General features: G+C 60.5%; 35 protein-coding genes. 19 read left to right on the forward strand and 16 right to left on the reverse strand.

Annotated elements, in window-relative coordinates:
* Window positions 1-156 precede the first annotated feature (156 nt).
* On the forward strand, window positions 157-750 hold the full coding sequence (locus NAP1_RS11735) for an HNH endonuclease (protein WP_371170589.1): 594 nt from the start codon (window positions 157-159) through the stop codon (window positions 748-750).
* A gap of 57 nt (window positions 751-807) precedes the next feature.
* Window positions 808-1245 (forward strand): potassium channel family protein, encoded by a 438-nt coding sequence (locus tag NAP1_RS11740; protein WP_007165519.1) that lies wholly within the window; start codon window positions 808-810, stop codon window positions 1243-1245.
* Window positions 1246-1283: 38 nt separating this feature from the next.
* On the opposite strand, the gene NAP1_RS11745 is transcribed toward NAP1_RS11740, so the two are convergent.
* The 8 genes from NAP1_RS11745 to dksA form a co-directional block, all read right to left on the reverse strand.
* Window positions 1284-1991: a hypothetical protein gene (locus tag NAP1_RS11745; protein ID WP_007165520.1), complete on the reverse strand. Its 708-nt coding sequence runs from the start codon at window positions 1989-1991 to the stop codon at window positions 1284-1286.
* Between the two features lie 88 nt (window positions 1992-2079).
* Window positions 2080-3297, reverse strand: coding sequence for a kynureninase (gene kynU, locus NAP1_RS11750; RefSeq protein ID WP_007165521.1), 1218 nt, complete (start codon window positions 3295-3297; stop codon window positions 2080-2082).
* Complete coding sequence (gene kynB / locus NAP1_RS11755) at window positions 3290-3922, reverse strand: arylformamidase (RefSeq protein WP_007165522.1); 633 nt, start codon at window positions 3920-3922, stop codon at window positions 3290-3292. Before kynB ends, kynU begins: the two co-directional genes overlap by 8 nt.
* Window positions 3922-4713: a tryptophan 2,3-dioxygenase gene (locus NAP1_RS11760; protein ID WP_007165523.1), complete on the reverse strand. Its 792-nt coding sequence runs from the start codon at window positions 4711-4713 to the stop codon at window positions 3922-3924. The genes kynB and NAP1_RS11760 overlap by 1 nt, the downstream gene beginning before the upstream one ends.
* Before the next feature lie 50 nt (window positions 4714-4763).
* Complete coding sequence (locus tag NAP1_RS11765) at window positions 4764-5147, reverse strand: DUF4112 domain-containing protein (protein ID WP_156777386.1); 384 nt, start codon at window positions 5145-5147, stop codon at window positions 4764-4766.
* Between the two features lie 90 nt (window positions 5148-5237).
* Window positions 5238-6707 (reverse strand): ABC transporter substrate-binding protein, encoded by a 1470-nt coding sequence (locus NAP1_RS11770; RefSeq protein ID WP_241761215.1) that lies wholly within the window; start codon window positions 6705-6707, stop codon window positions 5238-5240.
* A 76-nt stretch (window positions 6708-6783) separates the two neighbouring features.
* Window positions 6784-7161, reverse strand: a complete 378-nt coding sequence (locus tag NAP1_RS11775; protein ID WP_007165527.1) for a PilZ domain-containing protein — start codon at window positions 7159-7161, stop codon at window positions 6784-6786.
* Window positions 7162-7394: 233 nt separating this feature from the next.
* Entirely contained in the window at window positions 7395-7853 is a 459-nt protein-coding gene (dksA, locus tag NAP1_RS11780; RefSeq protein WP_007165528.1) for an RNA polymerase-binding protein DksA, read from the reverse strand.
* 323 nt (window positions 7854-8176) lie between these two features.
* On the opposite strand from dksA, the gene NAP1_RS11785 reads away from it, so the two are divergent.
* Window positions 8177-8503, forward strand: coding sequence for a sel1 repeat family protein (locus NAP1_RS11785; RefSeq protein ID WP_007165529.1), 327 nt, complete (start codon window positions 8177-8179; stop codon window positions 8501-8503).
* A gap of 11 nt (window positions 8504-8514) precedes the next feature.
* Here NAP1_RS11785 and NAP1_RS11790 read toward each other — a convergent pair whose 3' ends face one another.
* The 5 genes from NAP1_RS11790 to NAP1_RS11810 are packed head-to-tail and all read right to left on the reverse strand — an operon-like array spanning window position 8515 to window position 11743.
* Complete coding sequence (locus tag NAP1_RS11790; protein ID WP_007165530.1) at window positions 8515-9669, reverse strand: GNAT family N-acetyltransferase; 1155 nt, start codon at window positions 9667-9669, stop codon at window positions 8515-8517.
* Window positions 9666-10394 (reverse strand): glycerophosphodiester phosphodiesterase family protein, encoded by a 729-nt coding sequence (locus NAP1_RS11795; RefSeq protein ID WP_007165531.1) that lies wholly within the window; start codon window positions 10392-10394, stop codon window positions 9666-9668. Before NAP1_RS11795 ends, NAP1_RS11790 begins: the two co-directional genes overlap by 4 nt.
* Window positions 10391-10846, reverse strand: a complete 456-nt coding sequence (locus NAP1_RS11800) for a RidA family protein (RefSeq protein ID WP_007165532.1) — start codon at window positions 10844-10846, stop codon at window positions 10391-10393. Before NAP1_RS11800 ends, NAP1_RS11795 begins: the two co-directional genes overlap by 4 nt.
* A 4-nt stretch (window positions 10847-10850) precedes the next feature.
* Window positions 10851-11471: a hypothetical protein gene (locus NAP1_RS11805; protein WP_007165533.1), complete on the reverse strand. Its 621-nt coding sequence runs from the start codon at window positions 11469-11471 to the stop codon at window positions 10851-10853.
* Complete coding sequence (locus NAP1_RS11810) at window positions 11468-11743, reverse strand: DUF3572 family protein (RefSeq protein ID WP_007165534.1); 276 nt, start codon at window positions 11741-11743, stop codon at window positions 11468-11470. Before NAP1_RS11810 ends, NAP1_RS11805 begins: the two co-directional genes overlap by 4 nt.
* 83 nt (window positions 11744-11826) lie before the next feature.
* On the opposite strand from NAP1_RS11810, the gene NAP1_RS11815 reads away from it, so the two are divergent.
* The gene (locus NAP1_RS11815) at window positions 11827-12195 is read left to right on the forward strand and encodes a response regulator (protein WP_040464442.1); all 369 of its coding nucleotides are present in this window, start codon (window positions 11827-11829) and stop codon (window positions 12193-12195) included.
* A 3-nt stretch (window positions 12196-12198) separates the two neighbouring features.
* On the opposite strand, the gene NAP1_RS11820 is transcribed toward NAP1_RS11815, so the two are convergent.
* Window positions 12199-12780 carry a Pycsar system effector family protein gene (locus NAP1_RS11820; RefSeq protein WP_007165536.1) on the reverse strand — a complete coding sequence of 194 codons (582 nt, stop codon included), beginning with the start codon at window positions 12778-12780 and terminating at the stop codon, window positions 12199-12201.
* 135 nt (window positions 12781-12915) lie between these two features.
* Between NAP1_RS11820 and NAP1_RS11825 the strand changes: the two genes are divergently transcribed.
* Both NAP1_RS11825 and NAP1_RS11830 read left to right on the forward strand, forming a co-directional pair.
* Window positions 12916-13158 carry an acyl carrier protein gene (locus NAP1_RS11825; RefSeq protein WP_007165537.1) on the forward strand — a complete coding sequence of 81 codons (243 nt, stop codon included), beginning with the start codon at window positions 12916-12918 and terminating at the stop codon, window positions 13156-13158.
* Between the two features lie 12 nt (window positions 13159-13170).
* Window positions 13171-14406: an aminotransferase class I/II-fold pyridoxal phosphate-dependent enzyme gene (locus NAP1_RS11830; protein ID WP_007165538.1), complete on the forward strand. Its 1236-nt coding sequence runs from the start codon at window positions 13171-13173 to the stop codon at window positions 14404-14406.
* On the opposite strand, the gene NAP1_RS11835 is transcribed toward NAP1_RS11830, so the two are convergent.
* Window positions 14396-15007 (reverse strand): aquaporin, encoded by a 612-nt coding sequence (locus NAP1_RS11835; protein WP_007165539.1) that lies wholly within the window; start codon window positions 15005-15007, stop codon window positions 14396-14398. The two genes, NAP1_RS11830 and NAP1_RS11835, sit on opposite strands and share 11 nt — an antisense overlap.
* Window positions 15008-15080: 73 nt before the next feature.
* Window positions 15081-15704, reverse strand: coding sequence for a YqaA family protein (locus NAP1_RS11840; RefSeq protein WP_007165540.1), 624 nt, complete (start codon window positions 15702-15704; stop codon window positions 15081-15083).
* Between the two features lie 270 nt (window positions 15705-15974).
* On the opposite strand from NAP1_RS11840, the gene NAP1_RS11845 reads away from it, so the two are divergent.
* From NAP1_RS11845 to NAP1_RS11900, 13 genes are all read left to right on the forward strand, one after another.
* Complete coding sequence (locus NAP1_RS11845) at window positions 15975-16448, forward strand: hypothetical protein (protein WP_007165541.1); 474 nt, start codon at window positions 15975-15977, stop codon at window positions 16446-16448.
* Window positions 16445-17770 (forward strand): DNA-packaging protein, encoded by a 1326-nt coding sequence (locus NAP1_RS11850; protein WP_007165542.1) that lies wholly within the window; start codon window positions 16445-16447, stop codon window positions 17768-17770. Before NAP1_RS11845 ends, NAP1_RS11850 begins: the two co-directional genes overlap by 4 nt.
* A 26-nt stretch (window positions 17771-17796) precedes the next feature.
* The gene (locus tag NAP1_RS11855; protein ID WP_007165543.1) at window positions 17797-18954 is read left to right on the forward strand and encodes a phage portal protein; all 1158 of its coding nucleotides are present in this window, start codon (window positions 17797-17799) and stop codon (window positions 18952-18954) included.
* On the forward strand, window positions 18951-19256 hold the full coding sequence (locus tag NAP1_RS11860; protein ID WP_007165544.1) for a DUF6127 family protein: 306 nt from the start codon (window positions 18951-18953) through the stop codon (window positions 19254-19256). Before NAP1_RS11855 ends, NAP1_RS11860 begins: the two co-directional genes overlap by 4 nt.
* Window positions 19256-19675 carry an HK97 family phage prohead protease gene (locus NAP1_RS11865; protein ID WP_007165545.1) on the forward strand — a complete coding sequence of 140 codons (420 nt, stop codon included), beginning with the start codon at window positions 19256-19258 and terminating at the stop codon, window positions 19673-19675. The genes NAP1_RS11860 and NAP1_RS11865 overlap by 1 nt, the downstream gene beginning before the upstream one ends.
* A 75-nt stretch (window positions 19676-19750) precedes the next feature.
* Entirely contained in the window at window positions 19751-20905 is a 1155-nt protein-coding gene (locus tag NAP1_RS11870; RefSeq protein WP_007165546.1) for a phage major capsid protein, read from the forward strand.
* Between the two features lie 180 nt (window positions 20906-21085).
* Window positions 21086-21643 (forward strand): phage head-tail connector protein, encoded by a 558-nt coding sequence (locus NAP1_RS11875; RefSeq protein ID WP_007165547.1) that lies wholly within the window; start codon window positions 21086-21088, stop codon window positions 21641-21643.
* Complete coding sequence (locus tag NAP1_RS16500; RefSeq protein ID WP_007165548.1) at window positions 21640-21804, forward strand: hypothetical protein; 165 nt, start codon at window positions 21640-21642, stop codon at window positions 21802-21804. Before NAP1_RS11875 ends, NAP1_RS16500 begins: the two co-directional genes overlap by 4 nt.
* 4 nt (window positions 21805-21808) lie before the next feature.
* On the forward strand, window positions 21809-22201 hold the full coding sequence (locus NAP1_RS11880) for a DUF3168 domain-containing protein (protein WP_007165549.1): 393 nt from the start codon (window positions 21809-21811) through the stop codon (window positions 22199-22201).
* 22 nt (window positions 22202-22223) lie between these two features.
* Window positions 22224-22631: a phage major tail protein, TP901-1 family gene (locus NAP1_RS11885; protein WP_007165550.1), complete on the forward strand. Its 408-nt coding sequence runs from the start codon at window positions 22224-22226 to the stop codon at window positions 22629-22631.
* A 2-nt stretch (window positions 22632-22633) separates the two neighbouring features.
* Entirely contained in the window at window positions 22634-22942 is a 309-nt protein-coding gene (locus NAP1_RS11890; protein WP_007165551.1) for a gene transfer agent family protein, read from the forward strand.
* Window positions 22939-23154, forward strand: a complete 216-nt coding sequence (locus NAP1_RS11895) for a phage tail assembly chaperone (RefSeq protein ID WP_007165552.1) — start codon at window positions 22939-22941, stop codon at window positions 23152-23154. Before NAP1_RS11890 ends, NAP1_RS11895 begins: the two co-directional genes overlap by 4 nt.
* The gene (locus NAP1_RS11900) at window positions 23147-23719 is read left to right on the forward strand and encodes a hypothetical protein (protein WP_007165553.1); all 573 of its coding nucleotides are present in this window, start codon (window positions 23147-23149) and stop codon (window positions 23717-23719) included. Before NAP1_RS11895 ends, NAP1_RS11900 begins: the two co-directional genes overlap by 8 nt.
* The last annotated feature ends 6 nt before the right edge of the window (window positions 23720-23725 follow it).

A 23725-nucleotide genomic window follows, 5' to 3' on the forward strand; every position in this document is an offset into this window, starting at 1 on the left:
CACAAGGCTGCAAAAAGGTCATATTCTTTCGCTCTTCACAGGTCATCCACAGGCTGTCCCTGTGGATAGCCACATTGTCACGACTTTGACTCTTAAAGTTGCCACGGCATGTTCTATTCAATCAGGGAGGAACGCTAACCCGTGTTCAGAAGCGAACTGATCGAAACGGCGGCCAAGTTCCGCAGCGCTGAGGAGGACCCGACACGCAACCTGTCGGCATGCCCCGCGCTGGTCCTGAATGCGGACTACACCCCGCTTTCCTATTATCCCTTGAGCCTGTGGCCTTGGCAGACCGCGATCAAGGCGGTGTTCCTCGACCGGGTGGACATCGTCGAGAGCTATGACCGCGAGGTTCACTCGCCATCGCTCGACATGAAGATCCCGAGCGTGATCGCGCTGCGCCAATATGTGAAACAGAGCGAGTTTCCCGCCTTCACACGCTTCAACGTTTTCCTGCGCGACAAGTTCAGCTGCCAGTATTGCGGAAGCCCCGACAACCTGACGTTCGACCACGTCATGCCGCGAAGGCTCGGCGGAAAGACCACGTGGGAGAACATCATCACCGCCTGCGCGCCGTGCAACATGAAGAAGGGCGGACGCACACCTAAACAAGCGCATATGCCCGTGCGGATGAAGCCGATCCGCCCGACCAGCTGGCAGCTGCAACAGCATGGCAAGCAATTCCCGCCCAACTACCTCCACGAGACGTGGCGGGACTGGCTCTACTGGGATATCGAGCTGGAGGCCTAGAAAACCGCTCTTGCGCGAATTGTTGCGTTTGGCGGCGATCCGTTCGATGATTTCGGAATGGCCGCTATTGCACTATCAGCGTTGCTGATCGCAGCTACGATCCTCATTCACTATGAGACCCTCAGGCTCGCTGCGCGCGGGGCTGATGAGTTCGAGGTTCGCCCCCGCACACGCCTTTGGATCATGCTGTCGTCGGCGATCGTATCGCATATCGCTCACGTGCTCCTCTATGCCGGAGGCTTCATCTTGCTCGAGCATGTCTGGTCAGTGGGAGCGATTGCAGGACCGGAAACAGGCGTTTTCTACGATGCCTTCTATTTCTCCATCACGAGCTACACGACGCTCGGCATCGGCGACATTTACCCCACCGGACAGGTTCGCATGCTTAGCGGAGTCGAGGCTTTGAATGGTCTCGTCATGGTCACCTGGACGGCTTCGGTCACCTATCTGTTCATGGAAAGACACTGGCGACACAATGGGGCCGGGAAAAGCTAAGCCATCACCGCGCGCACAAGTCGGCAAGGCCTTCGAAGCTAGGGTGTCGGCGCGACTCCGAACATTGCGGTCACGAAGTCACTCCATCCCTGTGTTTGCGCCAGCACAAACACCGCCGGATAGGTCAGCACGATCATGGCCGAGCCCACCCATGTCGCGGGGTGTACCCGTCCAAGCGTCCTGCGGTCATAGATAATGACTGAGGCAACCAGCGTCAGCTCGATCGCCATGATGATCGGCGGCGGCAGTCCCAGCCCTCCAACGAGGCGTGCCAAAGCCGGATCGAGCATCACCATGCCGGCAAACAGCATGAAGCGTTTATGCGCGTCGGCCTTGCCGCGATTGTAGATCGCCAGTCCGTATGCGAGCGGGAAGAAAATCATGTCGGTGAACGGGAACATCACCGATGCCTGCGGGGACATTCCGGCGATCGACCAGCCGGGCTTGAGGTAGGCTTCGCGGATCACGACAAAGCCGATGCCTACCATTGCGAAAGCTAGCGCGATGCTGGCTTTGCCGACTTTCATATGAGTCTGGATATCGCGGGCCGCGATGAGGCGCGGCTGGACAATCAGGAGGGCATACCAAGCCAGGAAGAGCACGATATGCACGAGGAGCGTCGGGCGCATCGGGCTGGTCAGTTCCGGGCTGACCACCTGCAACGTGCCAAAGCCTGCGATGACGAGGGCAAGGAAAATCCACCCCATGATCTCGAAAAAGCGGCCGGATCTCGCGGTATCTGCCATCGTGCTCACCCCCCAGTTCGCGTAGCGAGACAAGGGATGGCAAGGCTCTTTCACGCTGGCAAGTTTGCGCGAGGGATTAGTCGGGCGATTACGTAACCGCGCTGCGACGGTTGAATTCGTCTCGCCGCCATTCCTCGCTTCCGAGCACCTCGGCCAGATGCCGCGCAGCCTCGGCCATGTCTTCGAAACGCAGATAGGCAGGCGCAAAGCCGAGGCGCAGGATATCCGGATCGCGGAAGTCTCCGATAACGCCGCGCCCGATCAGCGCCTGGCAAATCGCGTAGGCCTGCGGATGGCGAAAGGAGAGCTGGCTGCCGCGCTCGCTGGAAACGGGCGGGCTGATGAGGTCGAGATCGATGCCAACTTGAGACAGGCATTCGAGGAAATACTCCGAAAGCGCCTGCGATTTTGCATAAAGCCGACCAATTCCGATTTCTGCGATGAGGTCCACCCCGATTTCAAGCGCGGTCAGGCCGAGGACGGGCGAGGTGCCGCATTGCAATTGCTCGATACCGGGAGCGGCTTCGTATTCGTCGGAAAAAGCGAACGGGCGCGCATGGCCGAACCAGCCGGTGAGCGGCTGCTTGAGGTCCGCAAGATGGCGCTCCGCAACGAAAGCAAAGGCAGGTGCGCCGGGGCCGCCGCACAGATATTTGTATCCGCACCCGGTGGCGAAATCCGCGTTCACGCCATTGAGGTCGACCGGCATCGCTCCGGTCGAATGCGACAGGTCCCACAGGACCAGCGCACCCGCATCATGAGCAGCCTTGGTCAGCGCCGCCATATCGAACAACTCGCCGGACTTGTAATGCGCGTGGGTGAGCATCAGCAGTGCGACATCATCGTCCAACGCCGCGGGTATCTGATCGCGCGGCGCAAGGCGCTGGGTCGCCAAGCCCTGCCGCTCAAGACCCTGGATCATGTAGATGTCGGTCGGGAAGTTACCCGGCTCGGACAGGATCACATTGCGCCCCGGCCTCATGTCGAGCGCAGCTGCGATCAGCTTGAAGAGGTTCGCGCTTACAGTGTCGCAGGCGATGACTTCGTGAGGCTGCGCGCCGATTAAGGGGGCGATCTTTGCGCCCACGCGCGCGCCGAGGCCAAACCAGCCAGCTTCGTTCCAGCTGCGGATGAGGCCTTCACCCCATTCGCGCTCCACCGCTCGCGCCATCGCGGCAGGCGTTGCTTTGGGCAGGCAGCCCAATGAATTGCCGTCGAGGTAGATCACGCCCTCTGGCACTACGAAGCGGTCGCGGTAGGCGCCGAGTGGGTCGGCCGCATCGAGTTCGCGGGCGCGATCAAGCATCGGGGAGTTCCCTCAAAATGGCCCGCACGGGCGATGCGTCGCCGGAAACGATAAGGAGTGGGAGAGCGATCAATTCGTATCGTCCCTCCTCCACGTCATCGAGCACCAACCCCTCCAGCACGCGGATATCGTGTTTGAGCACCGCCTTGTGCGCGTCCATCGTCTTGGAGGACTGCGGGTCGATCGAGGGGCCGTCGATCCCGATCAGCTTCACGCCTTGCACGGCGAGCCATTCGATCGTCTCAGGTGCAATCGCGGTCGTTTGCTCGTCCCATTCCTCGTGCGGAAAGCTCTTGAAAGTGCGAAAGAGCACGCGATCGGCGGAATTGATGTGAGGTAGGTCGCCGACTTCGATAAGCGCCCCCACTTCGCGTGCATCGACCACCAGGCATTCGCCAAGATAAGGGTCAAGACCGACTGAGGCGATGTCCGGCGCTTCCTGCGAATAGTGCAGCGGCGCATCCGCATGGGCGCCCGAATGGGTCGACAAGGTCAGCGCCGAAACGTTGACCGGCGATCCGTCTTCCATCTGCCACGTGCGCGCCTGCGTGAAGGCGGTATCGCCCGGCCAAACGGGAAGCGAGGGCCGCAGCGGCTGCGAAATGTCCCAGATCTTGCGAGCCATCAGATCGCGGTCCTGACGCTCAAAAGCTCGGGGAAAAACGCCTGTTTCAAGACGCCTTCGAGGTAAGGCACACCCGGCGTCCCGCCCGTGCCGCGCTTGAAGCCGATGATCCGCTCGACCGTCTTCAGATGGCCGAACCGCCAACGCTGAAAGTGATATTCGAGGTCGACCAGTTTCTCCGCGAGTTCATAAAGGTCCCAGTGCGCGCTCGGCTTGCGGTAAATCTGGGCCCAAGCAGCCTCGACGCTGGCATTGTGGACGTAAGGCTTGGTCGGATCGCGCTCCAGCACATCCGCGTCGATTGCAAATCCGCGCTTCGCCAGCAAGTGGATCGCCGCATCGTAAATGCTCGCGCGGGTCGTTTCGCTCTCGAGGCGCTGTGACCAGTCGCCGGTCTTTTCATGGAGGCGGATGTGCTTTGCGTCGCGCGCGCCGAGCATGAATTCCATCATCCGGTATTGCGGGGACTGGAAGCCGCTCGAAGACCCGAGATGCGGGCGGATCGTCGAATAATCGTGCGGGGTCATGGTCGAGAGCACGTCCCAACTCTGGATCAGTTGCTCCTGCGCCCGCGCCACGCGTGAAAGCATCTTGAACGCCGGGCGCAGATCATCTGCCTCGATATGCTCGCGCGCCAGCGTCAATTCGTGAAGGCACAGCTTGAGCCACAATTCGCCCGACTGGTGGACGATGATGAACAGCATCTCGTCATGCGCGCCCGATGCCGGATGCTGACTGTCGAGGATTTTCCCGAGGTCGAGATAGCTCGTGTAAGTGACGGTGTCGGCCATGCCTCACCGCTAGACCAAGACGGTATCGATTGAAACCAGCCGTGAGCGGCTCAGCCTTCGAGGACGCGCGTTTCGGGGTGGTGCTTGTCGAGGTGCTTCTTGATGATGCGCAGGTTGCGAGTGTTCGAGCGGAACACGAAGTCCGCCGCATCGCCGACCAGCGGAACGAGTCCCAGTAGCGTATCGAACGCGACATTGGTGCCCATGCGTGTCAGCTGCCACTTCGACATGCCGAGATTGCGGGCTTCCCACACGATGTAGGCGCCAAGCGCGGTGGTGATGAAATCGCCGATCACCGGGACGAGCCCGATCAATGCATCGAGCCCGATAGGTACGTTGACGCCCGGCACCCGAAAGCTGCGTTCTAGCAGCATTTCCATCGCCTCTACGCGGGCACGGACCGATGCGGGATCGGTGCCGGTTGGCAGCGACATGCCCATGACTTGGGGACGCTCTGCAAATGGGTTTTCGACCACGGGGCGGCGGGGTCCTTCAGGACCGTTCATTGCACTCTCCTTTCCAATCTATGTGGTGGGCTCCGACAGCGGGAACAAGGGGTGCAGGCCCCAGGGGTTCGCCTGGTATCCGCTCACCGCACCGCGCACCAGCGACCAACGCACGGGTACACCGAAGGGAATGAAGACCTCTGCTGCGACCAATTCGGCATGCGCTTCTGCGAGCAACGCCTGCTTGGCTGCCGGATCGCGCAGTTCGAGCGAATCCCGCACAAGTTCGTCGGCAGTCGGAGAGCACAGGCCCAGTTCGATGGTGCAGTTGAGCTGGTTGAGGAACCAGCGGGGCGAGGAGTAGCGCGCGAGGCGGTCACGCAGTTCAAGGTCGCCGCCTTCACCCATTCCAACGCGTGTCGCGCTGACCCCGATCGACTGCCAGGCAGTGGCGATCTGACGAAACAGCAACTCGCTCCCCGGTCCGGCGGGCATTCCGACCGTGACGCTTGCCTCCTCGCCCGTCTCAGCCTCCCATGCAGCAATGCGCGCACGGGCGGTTGCTTGCCTCTGCTCGAAAGTCAGGTCGTCCCACCGCGAGGCGGGATAGCGCTGCGGACTGAACAGGTCGGACGGCACAATCCAGGTGCTCGCTCGCCAACCGCCTAGCCCGAAAGGCTGGATGAGCGCCGCTCGATCGATTGCCATCGACAGCGCCTCGCGTCGGTCGGGATCGGAAAGCAGGCCCGCATCGCTGCGAAAGATCAGCCCGAACAAGCCTAACGCAGGGTCGACCTGAACTGTCCCGCGTGAAAGCGGTCCCAACTGCGCGAGCGGGAAGGTCGCGATTGTACCGTTGAGAAGCAGGTCGACCTCGCCGCTGGTAAAGGCATCGACCGCCGCTTGCCCGCTGATTGCACGAATGGTCAGCCCGCGCGAAAGATCCTCCCAGTCTTCACGAGCAGGCAGGCCCCGCGCCTCAGGTGGGAGAACGCTAAGGCGCGCCAGGGACGAATCCTCGTCGCGAGACATGACCATGGGCCCTACACCGCTCCCTCGCTTGGTCAGGCCCAATTCGGGTTGGGCGAGGAGGCGGAGGAATTCGGGCATCGGCCCCGACAAGCGCAACTCGACGACCCGCCCGGTCATTGCGCGAATTTCCGTCACTTTGGCGAGATCGAGGCCCAGTGACGTTCCTTCGAGCTGGGCAATCCTCTCCCGAAGAGCGGTCCGCACGTCCTCGGCCGTCAGTTCCTCGCCATCCGGCCAATTCGCGTCGCGAAGTCGGAAGATGTAGCTGCGCCCGTCATCGGTAACGATCCAGCGTTCGGCAATCGCCGGGACGACCTGTCCCGAAGGGTCAAGCGCAACGAGGCCTTCATTGGTTGCAGCGCGCAAATGCTGGGCGGCGCTGGAAAGCCTCACGCCCTGCTGAAAGAGCGCGTTCTCGTTTCCGAAAATCGCGACGTCGACCGGACCGCGCTCGCCACCGGGGCTGCAGGACGCGGCTAAAAGTGCAGACAGGAAGGTAGCGAGGAATCGTATCACGCCTGCCGGATTAGCAGCTTGCGCGAGATTATTCAGTCCAAAGTGTCGTGTCTGTCGACGCGAATAGCGTGCAGTGTCAGACCTTGCGGATATTCTGCGGTTTTGGTGGCGGCGGAGCGCGGTGTGCATGCGACATCATTGCAGAGCCGACCGACGATTCCTGCGGAGCACCGCTCGGCTTGCGGGCTGCCTGAGAGTCGATCTCTTCATCGAATGCGATACCGAAGCGCTGGTCTTGCACCCAGGCTACGTTGCCTTTGATTTTACCGACATTGCGCAGTTCGACAGTGACGCGATTGCCACGCGCGACACGCATGGGACCTTCGCCCATCATACCGCCATCGGACAGATTGCGCACACGGACCCGGTGCTGTTCGCTCTCGTTCTCGATGCTCACATTGGCAAGCAAGAATAGGCTGTCGCGTGAATCGCTTCTGGTTTCGACACCCGTCATTAGCAGTAACTCCTAGCCCCATCGGGATGATCTTTTTGTTTTCGACCCCCGTTCGACAAGGTTCACTGCACCGCTCGCCGAACGCAAGAGGGGAGCTAAGACTTCGAGGTAAACGAGCCGTAAAGAATAAGGCCGCAGCGCCGGTTCAATGAACTAGCGTCTCATTCTGGAACGAAAGATCGACAGACTTGAATGCGCAACGCCCGTTTTGAGCGTTGAAGAGACTAAGTTGCCTAGTCGTCGCGCGAGATCTTCTCGCGGCGCTCATGCGCTTCTTGCGCTTCGACAGTCATCGTGGCGACTGGCCTTGCGATGAGGCGCTTCAATCCGATCGGATCGCCTGTCACTTCGCAATATCCATATTCGCCCTGGTCGATGCGGCGCAGCGCGGAGTCGATCTTGGAAACAAGCTTGCGCTGGCGGTCGCGGGTGCGCAGCTCGATCCCCCAATCGGTCTCGCTTGATGCGCGGTCATTCAGGTCAGCTTCGCGGATCGGGCCGTCGGCAAGCGACTGGAGCGTTTGACCTGCGGCTGTGTGAATAGAGCGCTTCCATTCGATCAGCAGCATCTGAAAATAAGCCTGCTGCCGCTCGTTCATGTATTCTTCGTCGTCGCTGGGGACGTAATTCTCAGGAAAAAGACTCTTCGCTTTATCGAGAATTTTACTGTCGTCAGAAGCCGCCGCTGCCATCTGGTTCTCTAATCCCAAAACCTCTCGCAAAACCATCCAGGGTTTTTGCGTGGATGTTCCCTTGGCCCGCTTGCCGCATGACAAGCCTCGTCTCTCGCGCGGCCTATAGGCAAGCAGCCAATTCCCCGCAAGCCGCTTTGCCAAACGCCGGTCGATTGCATGTCGAAAACCGCTCAAATACGGCGCATCAGCCTCATACTGCGCGAAAAAAGGCGCGCAACGTTAACCATTTGTTGACCATGATCCGTGAGGTCTGGGGGTGCACGGTCCGATTGGGGTTTACCTCAAAGGGGGAATGGGCCGGGGGTTAACGGGGAATTGAAATGAAACTTGAAACGTTCAATGCAGGAGAAGCCCGGTCGCTTCAAAGCGGTGCGATCGATCTGACGATTGCTGGATTTTTAGCCGATGCAGCGGGTGGCGACATCGCCGCGCTCTTCAATCTCGGCGTATCCTATTCAACCGGCAGCAATGGGGTCGAATGCGACCTGGTCGAGGCACACAAGTGGTTCAACCTTGCAGCATCGCGCGGGCACGAAGAAGCCGGCTGGTGCCGCGCTGACGTCTCTGACGAAATGACCGCCCGCGAAATCGCCGAAGCTCAGCGCCGCGCGCGTCGCTGGCTGTCGGAAGAGCGCCGCGCCGCCTGATTGCTGGGGGCTCAGTCCTCTTTTTTGAAGGGCGTGCGGCGATCGAGGAATACCTGATCGGTTGAAACGCCCTCTCGTTCTCTTTCGAGAAAGTCGGCAACCGCTGCGCGAAACCCTTCATCGGCCAGCCAATGCGCTGACAATGTCTTGACCGGCTCATATCCGCGCGCGAGTTTGTGCCCACCCTGAGCGCCTGCTTCCACCCTTGGAAGCCCCCGCTCAATCGCGATGTCGATCGCCTGATAATAGCACAGCTCGAAATGCAGAAAGCGCACATCGCGCGTGCAGCCCCAGTATCGCCCGTAGATCGCATCGCTTCCCACAAAATTGAGCGCGCCTGCGATCGGTTCGTCATCCTCATATGCGAGGATGAGAACCATCTTTTCACCCATGCGTTCGCCCATCAGCGTGAAGGCCTCGCGCGTCAGATACGGTGTGCCCCACTTGCGCGCACCTGTGTCCTGATAGAACACCCAGAACGCGTCCCAGTGATGCGGCTTGATGTCGTCTCCGCTCAGACGCTCGATTTTCAGGCCATCCTGCGCCGCTGCGCGCTCTTTTCGTAGGTTCTTGCGTTTGCGCGAAGCAAGCGCGTCCAGAAAACCATCGAAGTTGTCGTAGTCGCGGTTGAGCCAGTGGAACTGAATGTCGCTCCTCATCAGCCAGCCGCCCGCCTCGAACAGCGAAACCTGATCCGGCTCAATGAATGTCGCATGGGCGCCGGACAGGCCGTTTTGTTCGCATACGACCTCCGCGCCTTTCAGCAGGTGCGGCGCGAATGCGTTGTCGGACAAGAGCAGCCGCGGTCCGTTCGCTGGCGTGAAGGGGGCCGCAATCTGCAGCTTGGGGTAGTAGTGCCGCCCCGCTCGGTGCAGCGCATCCGCCCAGGCGTGATCGAAAACATACTCGCCTTGGCTGTGCCCCTTAGCGTAGCTGGGCATTGCGGCCTTTAGGCGACCTTCAGCGTCGGTGACGACTATCGGCACGGGGTCCCAGCCGGTGCCCTCCCCCACGCTGCCCGAATCTTCGAGCGCGGTCAGGAATTCATGGCTGACAAACGGATTGCGAAAACCGCCGAGCGCGTTCCAATCCTCCGCCTCGAATTCCCGCACTCCGGGTGCGAGGCGGACAGTCAGTTCGCCGGGATCAGCCGCCTCTGCCGTCACGCAAGCCCCTCGCCCTCGCTGATAAGGGCATCGACGTGCGCCAGGGCATGTTCGCGCAACTCAGCGCTGCGAACCGTCCAGCTTAGCAAGGGCCGCCCGCTCTCGCGCCACATGGAGGGGATCGCCGAGGGCAGGTCGCGGATGTCCATGGCGAGAAAATCGGGTGCGGCCGACTCGATAGCTCCCGACGCACGCCAGGCACCGAGAAAGCCGAGGTCGAGAGTGTCGGTGCAGACCAGCCCGCGCACGGTTTCCGGCGAGTTCGCGGCGAACCATTCGCCGACTTTGTAATCGAAGCTCATCACGGCATGTTCCCCGTCATAGTCTTTCAACATTTCGGCGGTGCACAGGCAGGTACGCTCCACGTCGTATTCTGGCCGCGATTTGATCTCGATCAGCAGCGGCACCTTGCCTGCGACTTCTTCGAGCAACCTAGACAGGCGAAGCGGCCGTTCTTCGCTGTCCTGAAGGAACAAAGCTTCCAGTTCCTCAGCGCTGAAAACCTCGGTCAGGCCCGATCCATCCGTAAGCCTGCCCAGTTCCCAGTCGTGAAAAACCATGGGCTGCTTGTCGAGAGTGCGCTGGATGTCGCACTCGATCCCCATGCCCGCAGCCATCGCAGCTCTGGCCGCGGCAAGCGAGTTTTCGGGCACACCGGGTGAGTGCAACCCGCGATGGGCGTATTCCCACTTGGTCAGCCAGTCGGGCGCGTTGCGCCGGGTCATTGCGCGATGGCGATGACAGCATCCACCTCGACAGCAGCACCCAGCGGCAGGACCGGCACGCCCACAGCCGCGCGTGCATGGCGCCCCTTTTCGCCGAAGACCTCGAACATCAGGTCCGATGCGCCATTTGCGACCTTGGGCTGATCGGTGAATTCGCCAGTCGAGTTAACGAAAGCGCCAAGCTTTACGACCCGCTCGACCTTTTCAAGCAATCCAGCTGCCTTGAGCTGCGCAAGGATCATCAATCCGCATGCTCTTGCAGCCTCCATCCCGCCTTCTAGGTCGACATCTTCGCCCAATCTTCCGGTAACGACCTTGCCATCTACAAAGGGGAGCTGGCCGGAGATGTGCACGAAGCCCCCCTGCTCCACGAGCGGAACATAGCTCGCAACAGGCGCAGCGGCAGCGGGAAGGTCGATGCCGAGTTCGGCAAGGCGTGCTTCGATAGACATGAATTTACTTCTCCAATTGTGCCTTGAGCCAAGGGAGCGCGTCGGACCAGACGTCGATCCGGGCATCGGCGTGTCCAGCCTCGTGCGCGCAGTCAATGCCATCGGCGATCATAGGCTCGCCGCAAAAATGCAAGCGAACGACGTCCGGCGCCGTTTCTTTCACCGACCGGTGATGCTGCGCCAGATCGTCGATGAACATCGCGCGGCTGGGTGCATATTCTTCGATGATCTTTTGAAGCGCCGGGCCCTTTGGCCCCTGGTTGGTGAAGACCTTGGCGTGAAGTCCGTGAGCAGCAAGTTGCTCTGCGCGCTTGTCGCGGCGGAAATCCACGAGATTGGTGAGGATCACGACATCGGCATGCTCGTTCAGCTCATTCAGCGCATCGACCGCGCCTGCGATTGGCAATTGCCGCTCCATTTCTGTGTCGAAGAAACCGCCAAGCATACGCCAAACCTCGGAGGCTTCGAGCACCTTGCCGGTTTCCTGCCAGCTCAAAGCCTCGCCAAAATTACCACCGACGAGGTCGAAATTGACGCCCTGGGTTTCCTCAAGCCATTCCTTGAAGTGTGCGACCATGTGCAGGATGACTTCGTCGCAATCGCTGATGACGAGTGGGCGGCTCATGCTGCGAGCTCCTTTCTGGCAGCCACCAGCTCTTCGGGCGTCACCGCCAGAGCTTCGGCAGCACGCACGAGATCGGGCTCGTGATTGGCGAGGAAATCCAGCGCGGATGAAAGCACCTGATTGTCGCCGAGGCCCGCTCTAAGAGCGTCAGGGTCCAACCCGGTCAGCGCCAGATAACGTTCTGCACGATCAGTGTCCTGCATTAGCCAGCCGATCGCTGCGAGAGCGAGCGTCGCGGCACGCTGCGGGCCATGCGCCGGCCCGCGATCCATTTGCGTTTCAGTAGAGAGAGGGATTGTGATGGCCTTCTTGCAGGGTTACGCTGATCTCTTAGATCAACCTTTGGGGCGCGGGTGTGACAAAGCGAGTTATGGTTGTCGAGGATAACGATCTCAACCGGAGATTGTTCTGCGACGTGCTAAAAGCGAACGGTTTCGAGGTTGAACCTGTGGCCGAAGGCGAAAAAGTGCTCGAAACTGCACGAAGCGTTCAGCCTGATTTGATCATCATGGATATTCAGCTTCCGGGAATTTCGGGCATCGAACTCATCGCGCAGGCCAAGCAGGATAGCGGACTATCGGACATTCCGGTGCTTGCGGTTACCGCTTTTGCCGCGAAAGGCGATGAAGAGCGTATCCGCGCAGCCGGTGCCGCCAGCTATCTTGCGAAACCTGTGTCGATCATGCCGTTCATGAATGCAGTGAATGAGCTGCTGCCCACTTGACCATCAAGAGGCGGTGATCGATTCGCCAAAATAGATCATCATCGTCACCGCCAGTCCGAACAGGAATATGCGGTAAGCCCATGTCAGAAAACGGTATTTGCGGCGGTAAAGCACTTGGCCGTTTTGATGAATGTCCCTGAGCATCGTTCGGAACAGATCTTCGTCACATTCCAGCCGATCAAGTATCTCGTCCGACCACTCATCGGTTCCCATTGCCGCGAAATGCCCAAAGAATAACGGATTGAGCAGGTTAAGATCCTTCGGCGGTTTGCTGAGCGAGGGGATGACCGCGAAAACCGCGCTCAGCGATGACAGGAAGGCGGTCACCGCCAGCGAAACCGTCGACCAGCTCATCTCGGTTCCGATCAGCCGGGTCACAGCCAGCGAGAACACGACAAAGGTCGCACCGATCAGGATCGAAGCCTTCTGGTCGGCCATCTGCGAAAGTGTCAGTGTGTTAATTTGCGAGGTGCGCAAAAGATGGATCGCATGTGCGGAGAATTCGCGGTCCTTGGGCTCTGCATCTGCAGGCGCGGCCTTTACCGTACCTTCCTCAGTCCCTATGTCCGGCCCAACTTGTGCCATTCCCCACACTTTCCCCAATTGCAGGGACAAGGTGTGCCACCGGCGCGAAAGCTTGACAAGCTTGGCCTCTCCACGCTTTGCAAGGCCACCTGAGACCTGCAAAGCCTCAAGATTTGCGAAAGAGCGATATTCACGATGACCGAAGCCGAAGTTGATGAACGCATCCGCGCGCTGATCGAACCCTTTAACAAGAAGGGCGTGACGATCACGAATGACACGACTTTCGCAAACGATCTGGAATTCGACAGCCTCACGGTGATGGACTTCGTCGCCGAGATCGAGGACGAATTCGACATCATCATCAGCATGAACCAGCAGGCCGAGATCGAGACTTACGGCCAGCTCGTCACAGCCGTGCACAAGCTGCAAGGCAGCTAAGAAGAGACCCCCATGACCGACAGCGCAACCCAGACCAAGACGCCGGGCGCGGACCTGTTCGCCAAGTTCGATCCGATCATCCAGACCCGCGAGACCCTTCTCGCAAGCGGCGTGGAAGACCCGTTCAATCTGGTGATGGAAAAGGTGCTCTCGCCGACCCGCGCAATCTGTAACGGGCGCGATACGATCCTGCTCGGCACCTACAATTACATGGGCATGACCTTTGATCCGGACGTGCTCGATGCCGGCCGCGATGCGTTGACCGAATTCGGCTCGGGCACGACGGGTAGCCGGGTCCTTAATGGCACGTATCAGGGTCACAAGGAGTGCGAGGACGCGCTCAAGGAATTTTACGCGATGGACCACGCGATGGTCTTCTCAACCGGCTATCAGGCGAACCTCGGGATCATCTCGACGCTGGCTGGCAAAGGCGATTATATCGTCCTCGACATCGACAGCCACGCATCGATCTATGATGGCTGCGCGATGGGCAATGCGGAGATCGTGCCGTTCCGCCACAACGACATCGAAGCGATGGAAAAGCGCTTGAAGCGCATTCCTGAAGGCGCGGGCATTCTGGTGGTGCTCGAAGGTGTCTACTCGATGCTCGGCGATGTCGCGCCGCTCAAGGAAATGGTCGCTATCGCCAAAAATTACGGCGCGATGGTGCTGGTCGACGAAGCGCACTCGATGGGCTTCATCGGCGAGAACGGTCGCGGCGTTTGCGAGGAACAGGGCGTCATCGAAGATGTCGATTTCATCATCGGCACCTTTTCCAAGAGCGTCGGCACTGTCGGCGGCTTCTGCGTCTCCAATCATCCCAAGTTCGACATCTTGCGGCTCGTCTGCCGTCCGTATGTCTTCACCGCCAGCCTGCCGCCGAGCGTCGTTGCAACCGCTGCCACATCGATCCGCAAGCTGATGCACGGCGCGAACAAGCGCGCGCATCTGTGGGAGAATTCGAAGCGCCTGCATGCAGGGCTTACCGAGCTTGGTTTCGAAATCGGCACCGATGAGCCGCAGAGCGCGATTGTCGCGGTGATCATGCCCGACCTCGAACGCGGTGCTGCAATGTGGGAAGCGCTCTTGAAAGAGGGCCTCTACGTCAACCTCGCCCGTCCTCCTGCAACGCCTGCGAACATGACGCTGCTGCGGTGTTCGCTGTGCGCCGAGCACTCATCGGAAGAGGTCGAAACGATCCTCTCGATGTTCGAGCGTGCTGGAAAGGCTGTCGGGATTATCTCCTGACGTTCCTCGGCGCGAGCCAGGCGGCGAGCGCGACTGCAACCCCTGCCCCGGCGAATTGCGCGGCAATGAAAAGCGGCACATCGACCGGCGCGATGCCTGCAAAGGTGTCCGATAGAGATCGCACCACGGTGATCGCCGGGTTCGCAAAGCTGGTCGATGAGGTGAACCAGTAAGCGCTGGTGATGTAGAGCCCGACCGTCGCCGGGATAGCGCTCGGTCGGAGCCTGACGAGCAACAGGATCGTCAGCACAAGGCCGAAGGTCGCAACGAACTCCCCAGTCCACTGCCCGATCCCGGCCCTCGCCTTTGTCGAGAACTGAAAGACTGGCAGATCGAACATGAGGTGCGCGGCAAAAGCCCCGATTGCACCGCCGACGATCTGGGCGGACACGAATGCCGCCGCCATCTTCGCGCTGATTTCGCGCCGAATGAGAAATGCAAAAGTCACCGCCGGATTGAAATGAGCGCCCGAAATCGGGCCGAGCACGGCGATCAGCACATAGAGGATCGCACCTGTTGCCACGGTGTTCGCAAGCAAGGCGATTGCGACGTTCCCGCCAGCGAGCGTCTCAGCCATGATCCCTGAGCCGATCACGGCCACGAATAGGAAGAAGCTCCGCTCCCGGCAGCCTCGGAGACGACTTTCTGAGCGGCTCCGGGGCGGAAATTCTCAATCACTGTTGCTGCGCCGGTTCTTCTATTGCGGCAGCGCAAACGTCCTCGTCGCCTGCCTCGTCATCACCTCCGCCAAGCTGAGTGATCGCAAGGAAACCGCCTACCACAAGCAGCACGAAGACCGTCGTTACAGTGCCAAGATACTCATCGATGATCCGCTTGATCGGGCGTCCGAAGATCTGGAACAGGATGCCGACCGTCACAAAGATCAGCGCCCTTCCCGCAAGGCTTGCGATGAGGAAAGGCACCAGGTCCATCGCCAGGAATCCGGCGGTGATGGTCAGCAGTTTGAACGGGACAGGCGTCGCCGCTGCAATTGTCACCGCGTAAGCGCCGTATTCGTCGAACGTGCACTTGGCTGCGGGCAGGCTGTCGATAAGGCCGATCATCGTCAGCAGCGGGACACCCACCGAATCGTAGAGCAGGTATCCAATCGCGTAGCCAAACAAGCCGCCAGCGACCGATGCCAGCGTTGCGATGATAGAGAACCGGAGCGCCTTCTTTGGCTCGGCAAGACACATGAGGCCCAGCAGGGGATGCGGCGGGATCGGGAAAAAACTGGCTTCGATGAAGCAGAAGAAGGCCAGCCACCAAACCGCATGCGGGTGCGCGGCCTTGTCCATTGTCCAGTTGTAGAGAGCGCGCAGCCAAGCCACCGAAGGAAGTCCTTATCTGTTTTCTGGCGCGGGGGGTTAAGGCACAGCCCTCACCCGTGCAACTCAATTTGTTATAACCCATTTGGTTATTTATCTTGACATCGTCACGCTCTTTGGTTAGGTAGGTGAAGGATCAAAAATCTGTGATTCGCTTCCGGGCCAACCGGGACGCGCAGCTGGCGGCTCTTTCATTCGAAAGGGTCGCCTTTTCTTTTCCGGTAATCCGAAAGGCTGCTCATGGCTTCGATCCGTAAACGCACCAGAATCAAATCTCAGCTCAAACAAGGAGAGAAGTCTGGCCTGAACCGTCACTGGAGGGGGCTTTTCCTCGACTACCTTGCAGAAAGCTCGAATGTCAGCCTTTCGGCCCGAAACGCAGGCATCAGCGTAAGCCGGGCCTACAAGGTTCGCCGGGCGGAACCCGAATTCGCCCGCCAGTGGCTGGACGCGCTGTACGAGGGATACCTCCACCTCGAGATGGAAGTTCTCCGGCGCCTGCGCGAAGGCGATCAGCAGACCAGGGACAGCGACAAGTACGACTTTGCAAACGCAATTCGTCTGCTTGCCGCTCACCGCGACAACGCTGCCAGAGCACAAGCCTCGCAGCGCAATGTCAGCGCCGCACAGGTTCGCGCCTCGATTGACCGCAAGGTGCAGGCCATCCGCGAGCAGGTGATGAAGGAGAAAGAACGCAAAGGTGACGATAAGTGACCAGCGAGCTCGACTGGATCGCAAGACAGGAAAACAAGGTCGCCCGGCAATTGGCAGCAGCGCTCAATCAGGAAGAACGCAACGAGTTCGATTACCATTGGAACATGATCGCACGGTCGGCTCAATTGCCGCCCGATGGAGAATGGCGCGTCTGGCTCATCATGGCTGGGCGCGGTTTCGGAAAGACCAGAGCAGGCGCTGAATGGGTTAGGAGCATCGCCGAAAGCCATAGCGAAGCGCGCATAGCCCTAGTCTCGTCGTCGCTCGCCGAAGCGCGAGCGGTCATGGTCGAAGGGGAAAGCGGTCTGCTCGCCTGTTCACCGCCAGACCGGCGCCCCGAGTTCGAGCCATCCTTGCGCCGCGTTCGCTTTCCCAATGGGGCCGAGGCACATCTTTATTCCGCCGGTGAACCGGAAGCCCTGCGCGGACCGCAGTTTAGTCATGCGTGGTGCGATGAGGTAGGCAAATGGCCGATTTCGCATAGCCGGGCAACACGGGCGTGGGACAATTTACTGATGGGGCTACGCCTCGGTGACGATCCGCGCATCGCTGTCACCACAACCCCAAGAGCCGTCCCGCTCGTACAGCGCTTGCTCAAGCAGGAAACCAGTCAGGCCACCGCGGTAACGCGCGGTTCGACTTACGACAATTCGGCCAATCTTCCGGCTCGCTTTCTCGAAGCGATCGCGGACGAGTTCGCTGGCTCGCAGCTGGGGCGGCAGGAAATCGAAGGCGAGTTGATTGAAGACATAGAAGGGGCCTTGTGGAGCCGTTCGCTTCTTGAACAAAGCAAAGAAGAGGCTGGCCCACCCGGTTTCCGGCGAATCGTCATAGGCGTCGATCCACCAACTTCGTCGACCGGAGACGAATGCGGGATCGTTGTGGCGGCCTTGGGCGAAGACAACAAAGCGTGGGTGCTGGCCGATTGCTCCGTTGCAAGAGCTCAGCCCGAACAATGGGCCAGAGCCGTTGCCGAAGCAGCGCACCATTGGAGAAGCGATCGTATTATTGCGGAGGCTAACCAAGGCGGAGAAATGGTCGAAAGCGTTCTGCGCGCAGCCGATGCCGGTCTGCCTGTTAAGCTCGTCCATGCAAGCCGCGGCAAGGTCGCCCGCGCTGAACCCGTAGCTGCGCTCTACGCCTCGGACCGGGTCCGACACGCGGGCAATTTCCCGCAGCTACAAGACCAGATGTGCGGCATGCTGATTGGCGGTGAATATGCAGGGCCGGGGCGTTCGCCCGACCGGCTCGACGCGCTCGTCTGGGCTCTTTCCGAATTGATGCTTGGCCGCGCGGCCAGCCCCAGCGTTCGCTCGCTCTGAGCGCACCACTCACGAAGGAACACGTCATGGCGTTGCTCGACCAAATGCTCTCTGCTTTCAAGGGCGGAGCAAATAACCCTGCCCCCTTGTCATCGGGTGTCCTGCAAAACTGGAGGCCGACCTATTCCGACAACTGTAGCCTGCGTCCCTTCCGCTACGAAACCGATGTGCGCGAGGGATTTCTTGCCAATCCGATCGCTCAGCGTGCCGTGCGGATTGTGGCCGAAGGTGTGGGGCAGGCCCCCCTGTCTGTGAGCGACCCTGAGATTGCAGCGCTCCTGACATCGACCAGCGCTGGTCAATCGCTGATTGAAACGCTTGCCTGTCAAGTCCTCCTGCATGGCAACGGCTTCGTGCAAATCATGAAAGATGCAAGCGGCAGGCCGACCGAGCTCTTTGCGCTGCGCCCTGACAGGGTGACCATCGTGCCGGGCAATGACGGTTGGCCATGTGCGTTCGAGTACTCGGTGCCGGGCGAGCGTTTGAGGATCCCGGTCGAGGACGAGGACGGATGGCCCAACATCGTCCAGGTCAAGACCATGCATCCGCTCGACGACCACAATGGGGCAAGCGCTTTGGCAGCCGCGCAGCAGGCTATCGCCATCCACAACGCAGCCTCGAACTGGAACCGATCGCTACTGGAAAATGCCGCGCGCCCGTCTGGAGCGCTGGTTTACGAAACCGGCGACGGCGCCGGCTTGACGAGCGAACAGTTCGAGCGGCTTAAACACGAACTTGAGCTAGCCTTTTCGGGGGCTGGCAATGCCGGGCGCCCGATGCTGCTTGATGGCGGCCTCAAATGGCAATCGATGGCCATGACCCCAGCCGACATGGATTTTGCGACCCTCAAAAGCGCAGCATCGCGCGAGATTGCCCTCGCTTTCGGCGTGCCGCCCATGTTGTTGGGGCTGCCGGGCGATAACACCTATTCCAATTATCGCGAGGCGAACCGGGCCTTGTGGCGCCTCACGCTTCTGCCGCTTGCCAGCAAGCTCTTCTCCTCACTCCAGCAGGGTCTTGCCCCGTGGTTCGAAGGAGCGCGGATCGAAGTGGACCTCGACCGCATCACTGCACTTTCCGAGGACCGCGAGCGGCTTTGGAAGCAAGTCTCGGACGCCGACTTCCTTACGCGAAGCGAGAAGCGCGAATTGCTCGGCTTTTCAAATGATGGAGAGAGCGCATGAGGCAGGAAGAAACGCTGGCCAGCCTGATGGTCCAGGCGAACGACCAAGGCGCCGATGTTGTCACGCTGCGCGCAATTGTCGAAGAGACAAGCGAACTTGCGGCCAAGCGGGTGCTCGACAGGCTTGGCCTCGCAGACGCGGGCGCAGAGGGTGACCTCGATGAGCTGCGCGAATTGCTCGGCGCATGGCGCGACGCAAAGGCCAGCGCCTGGAAGGCCTTCATCGACTGGGCCGTCCGCGCGGTTTTCGCCGTATTGCTGATCGGGATTTCCGTGCGTCTTGGTGTCTGGGAGGCCGGCTGATGACACAAGCCGTCGTCCCCCACGCTCCGTTGCGATTTGCAGGCTATGCTGGACTGTTCGACATCCCTGACGCTGATCGCGATACAATTCGGCGCGGCGCATTTGCAGAGAGCCTTCGACAAGCGAGCAAACCCCTTCCCCTCTTGTGGCAACACCGCGCCAACCAGCAAATTGGCGAAATCGAGCGCATCGAAGAGGACCTGCGTGGTCTGAAGGTGATTGCCAGAATTGAACGCCTCCAAAGCCGCGCCGCATCGATGTTGGCAGCGCGGCAGGTGAGCGGCTTGAGTTTCGGATATCGGGCGCGCGAAGCTCGTCACACCTCAGCTGGCCGGGAGCTACTGTCGATCGACCTCTTCGAAGTCAGCCTCGTCACTCATCCGCTTCAACACGGTGCGCGGGTGCACTTCGTCGCCTGAGTCAATCAGAGAAGTTCCAAGCCGGGCCGCCACTGGGGCGGCCTTTTTTATGCCCAACTGAAAGGCCCATTTTCTATGGATACACTGCCCCAATCTCCCGCTGACACGCCCGCCGACACCTTGGAGCAGAGCTTCGATATCGTCGCGCGTCAGGATCAGGCCGAGGCCGATATCAAGGTCCTGCGCGGCGATGTCGATGAGGTGAAAGCACGGCTCGACAAAGTCTCGCGCGCAGCTTCTCGCCCCGTGATCGGCGGCGCTGCCGCCAAGACTGAGGAGGTCAAGGGCTTCGTCGATGGCTATCTGCGTCGTGGCCGCGAAACCGAAGTGAAGTCGATCAATGGAGCATCGCCCTCAGATGGCGGCTTCGCAGTCCCGCGGGATATCGACGCTGTCATCGCGCGCGAGCTGACCGAAATCAGCCCGATCCGTTCGATCGCACAGGTCGTGCAGACCGGCACGTCCGGCTATCGCAAGCTGGTGTCGACCGGCGGCACTGCATCGGGCTGGGTTAGCGAGACCGCTGCACGCCCCGAAACAGACACGCCTAACTTTGCCGAAATCGCACCGCCTTCCGGCGATCTCTACGCTAACCCGGCTGCGAGCCAGAGCATGCTCGACGATGTCGCATTCGACCTTGAAAGCTGGCTTGCAAACGAGATCGCGATCGAGTTCGCCCGCGCCGAAGGCTCCGCGTTCGTCAATGGGTCCGGAACCAACCAGCCCGAAGGGTTCCTCAACACTGCGACAAGCACCGCTGAAGACGGCGTGCGTGCGTTTGGCAGCGTGCAGTATATCGGGTCGGGCGATGCCAGCGGTTTCGATGCAGCGCCCGATGCAAAGCTCATCGATCTCATCCATTCGCTCAAGGCCGGCCACCGTCAGGGCGCGAGCTTCGTGATGAATTCGACCACGCTCGCGTCGGTTCGCAAGCTCAAGACGGCGGATGGCGCGTTTCTGTGGCAGCCGGGCCTAGTCGAAGGTCAGCCCGATCGCCTGCTCGGCTATCCCGTGGTCGAGGCAGAGGACATGCCCGATGTCGCAGCGGGCGAGTTCCCGATCGCTTTCGGCAACTTCCGCCACGGCTACCTGATCGCAGAACACAGCGCGACCCGCGTGCTTCGCGATCCGTTCTCGAACAAGCCCTTCGTCCATTTCTACGCAACCAAGCGCGTTGGCGGACAGGTGCTCGACTCGAACGCGATCAAGCTGCTCAAGATCGAGGCCTAGCTGAAGATAGCTGGCGGACTGCGCGATCGCGCGGTTCGCCAGTTCCCGGCAAGGTCGAGCCCCCCTTTCTCCCCTGCCGGCATCTCGCACCCGCGCCGCCCCGACGGCGTCCTCCGGTCTCGAGCGCGAGCGGCGCGGGTGCACATTTGACATACGAAACTCTGTTTGTGGGAGACCGCGATGCGGCGAACTATAGTCGAACCAGCCGATCTCAGCGGGGCTGCTCTGGATGACCTCAAAGACTGGCTCGGGATCACGAGGTCGAATGAAGACAGCCGACTGCTAAGCCTGCTGCGCTCGGCACTCTCGACCTGCGAGGCATTCACCGGGCAGTCCCCTTTGTCGCAGCTGGTTGAAGAGCGCCTGCCAGTGCGCCGTGGCTCCACCCAGCTCAGCGCACGACCAGTTGCCTCACTCGCAACGGTTGAAGTGGTTGCGCAGGGTGGTTCGCGAATGGCGCTGGAAGCTGAGAGCTTTTCATTCGAGCTGCAACAGGACGGCACTGCTTGTTTTCAATTGTATCGCGAGGTCGAAGGCCAGGCGATCGCTGTCCGGGTCCGAACCGGGATCGCCGGGACATGGAACGACATTCCCGGTCCGCTCAAGCAAGGCATCATCCGGCTTTGCGCGTTCGAGTATCGCGAGCGCGACAGGGTAGGAGAGAGCAAAAGTCTCTCAATTCCGCCCGCGAGCGTGAGCGCGCTTTGGCGCCCTTGGCGCGGCGTGCGGATCGCATGATCGAGGCCTTTACCGACATCGACAGCCTTGCCCGTCGCCTGCGAACGGCCGCTCAGCGTCTTGGTGACAAGCACACGCAGAGGCTGTCCGTGCGCACACGTCAGTCACGCGCGGACTGGCATTCGCCCGCATCGCTTTGGCCTGACCTGGGAATGGAGTGACATTATGGAAAACTTCCTGCGCCGCGAGCTGATCGACTGGCTCCGCGCTGACCCTGCACTCACTCAAATCAACGCGATCGAGGAAGAGGCGCCCATCACCGCAAGCGCGCCGTGGCTGGGCATTGCAGCAAGCGCTTCGACCGACTGGGGGACCAAGGATCGACCGGGGCGCGAGGTTCGAATTGCGCTTGAGCTCGAAAGCCGCGCGGATGAGGCTGACGCTGATGGCCTGCTTGTTGCCGCGATCGAGCAGCGCGTGCTCGACCTTCCACCATTTCAAACCGAGTTCGAGGTGGCCTCAATTCGCTTCCTCAGATCTCGCAGCGAAGAGCGTGCGAACAACCTTCGCGGCGCGCTGCTCGAATTCCGCTTCCGGATCTTCGCCCCACAATCCTGATATTACCCAAGGAGAATTCTCTATGCCTGCGCAAAACGGCTCAGCTTTCCTTCTTAAGATTTCAGACCAGGGTTCCCCTGTCGCCTACCGGACTGTTGCGGGTCTCAGGACCACGCAGATGACTATCAACGGCGATCCAGTCGCGATAACACACAAGCAATCGGGCGGTTGGCGAGACCTTCTTTCAGGGGCCGGCACCAGATCGGTTTCGGTCAGCGCTGCTGGCATTTTCCTCGGGAGCACGGAAGAAGGCGCTGTTCGCTCGCATGCCCTTGCCGGGACAATCGACGATTATGAATTGTCTTTCGAAGACGGGGAAAAGCTACGCGGGCGTTTTCTCGTTCAGCGCCTCGATTACTCGGGCGACTTCAACGGGGAGCGCAACTACACGCTCCAGCTCGAAAGCTCTGGCCCAGTGGTGGCAGCCTGAAAATGGCTGCCAATCCGCACAGAGGCGAGACCAGCTTTTCGGTCGACGGGCAGGAGTTCGTGCTGCGCCCGACTTTCGAAAGTCTTGTCGCGGCAGAGGGCGAAATCGGGTCGCTCTTCGCTCTTGTCGAACGGGCCTCGGAAGGCTCGCTCACGATTTCAGAGATCGCAGCACTCTTGTGGCACTGCGCCTCCGAAGACACGCGGCCGAAGCGCGAAGCATTCGGCGAGGCAGTGGTCAACGGCGGCCTGGTTGAAGCCACCAAGCCGGTGCGCGCGATCCTCGCTCAAGTGCTGCAAGGCAAAACGTGAGTGAGGATCGTGAGGCAGCTTTCGCAGATTGCTGGCCGCCGTGGTGCAGCCTCGCCTCGCGCCTGCTCAATTGGCGTCCAGCCGAGTTCTGGAGCGCAACTCCAGCCGAGCTCATCGCAGCCCTGCGCGACCCCGAAACCCACTCGCTAGGCGCTGCAGCGCCCAGCCGCGACCTGATCTCCCAATTGATGGAGCGCGATCAAAATGGATGACAACTTCGATGAACTCGTGATCGACGTGCGAGCGACTACCGACGGCTTCACGTCAGACTTGCAATCGATGCGGGGGGCGCTCGACACGTCTCTGGTCGATGGTTTCGGGCGCGCAGGCTCTGTCCTCGAACGCGGCCTCACCTCGGCCTTGCGCCGAGGGGTACTCGGCTTCGACGACCTCAAGCGTGTCGCTTTTCGTGCGATGGACTCCATCGCCGCGCATGCGATCAGCGCCGGGATCGGATCTCTTTTCTCAAACTCGAAAAGCGGAGCGGGCAAACTTCTCGGCGGATCGCTTGGAGCTTTGCTCGGATTGCCGGGACGTGCAACCGGCGGCCCGGTTTCACCCGGACGCGGCTATGTCGTCGGTGAGAATGGTCCTGAACTTTTCGTGCCCACCAGCGCCGGCAGCATCGCGCCGAACGCTGGAACGTCTGCACCGGGCCAAAATGTGCAGGTCTCTATTCAACTCGCAACACCGCGCGGAACGGCAGCGCCCACCGCGATGAAACGCTCGTCACGCCAGGTCGCAAGCGCAGTTCGCCGCGCTTTGCGCGACCGCTGAGAGAGG

The sequence above is a fragment of the Erythrobacter sp. NAP1 genome, assembly GCF_000152865.1.
Taxonomy (GTDB): Bacteria; Pseudomonadota; Alphaproteobacteria; order Sphingomonadales; family Sphingomonadaceae; genus Erythrobacter.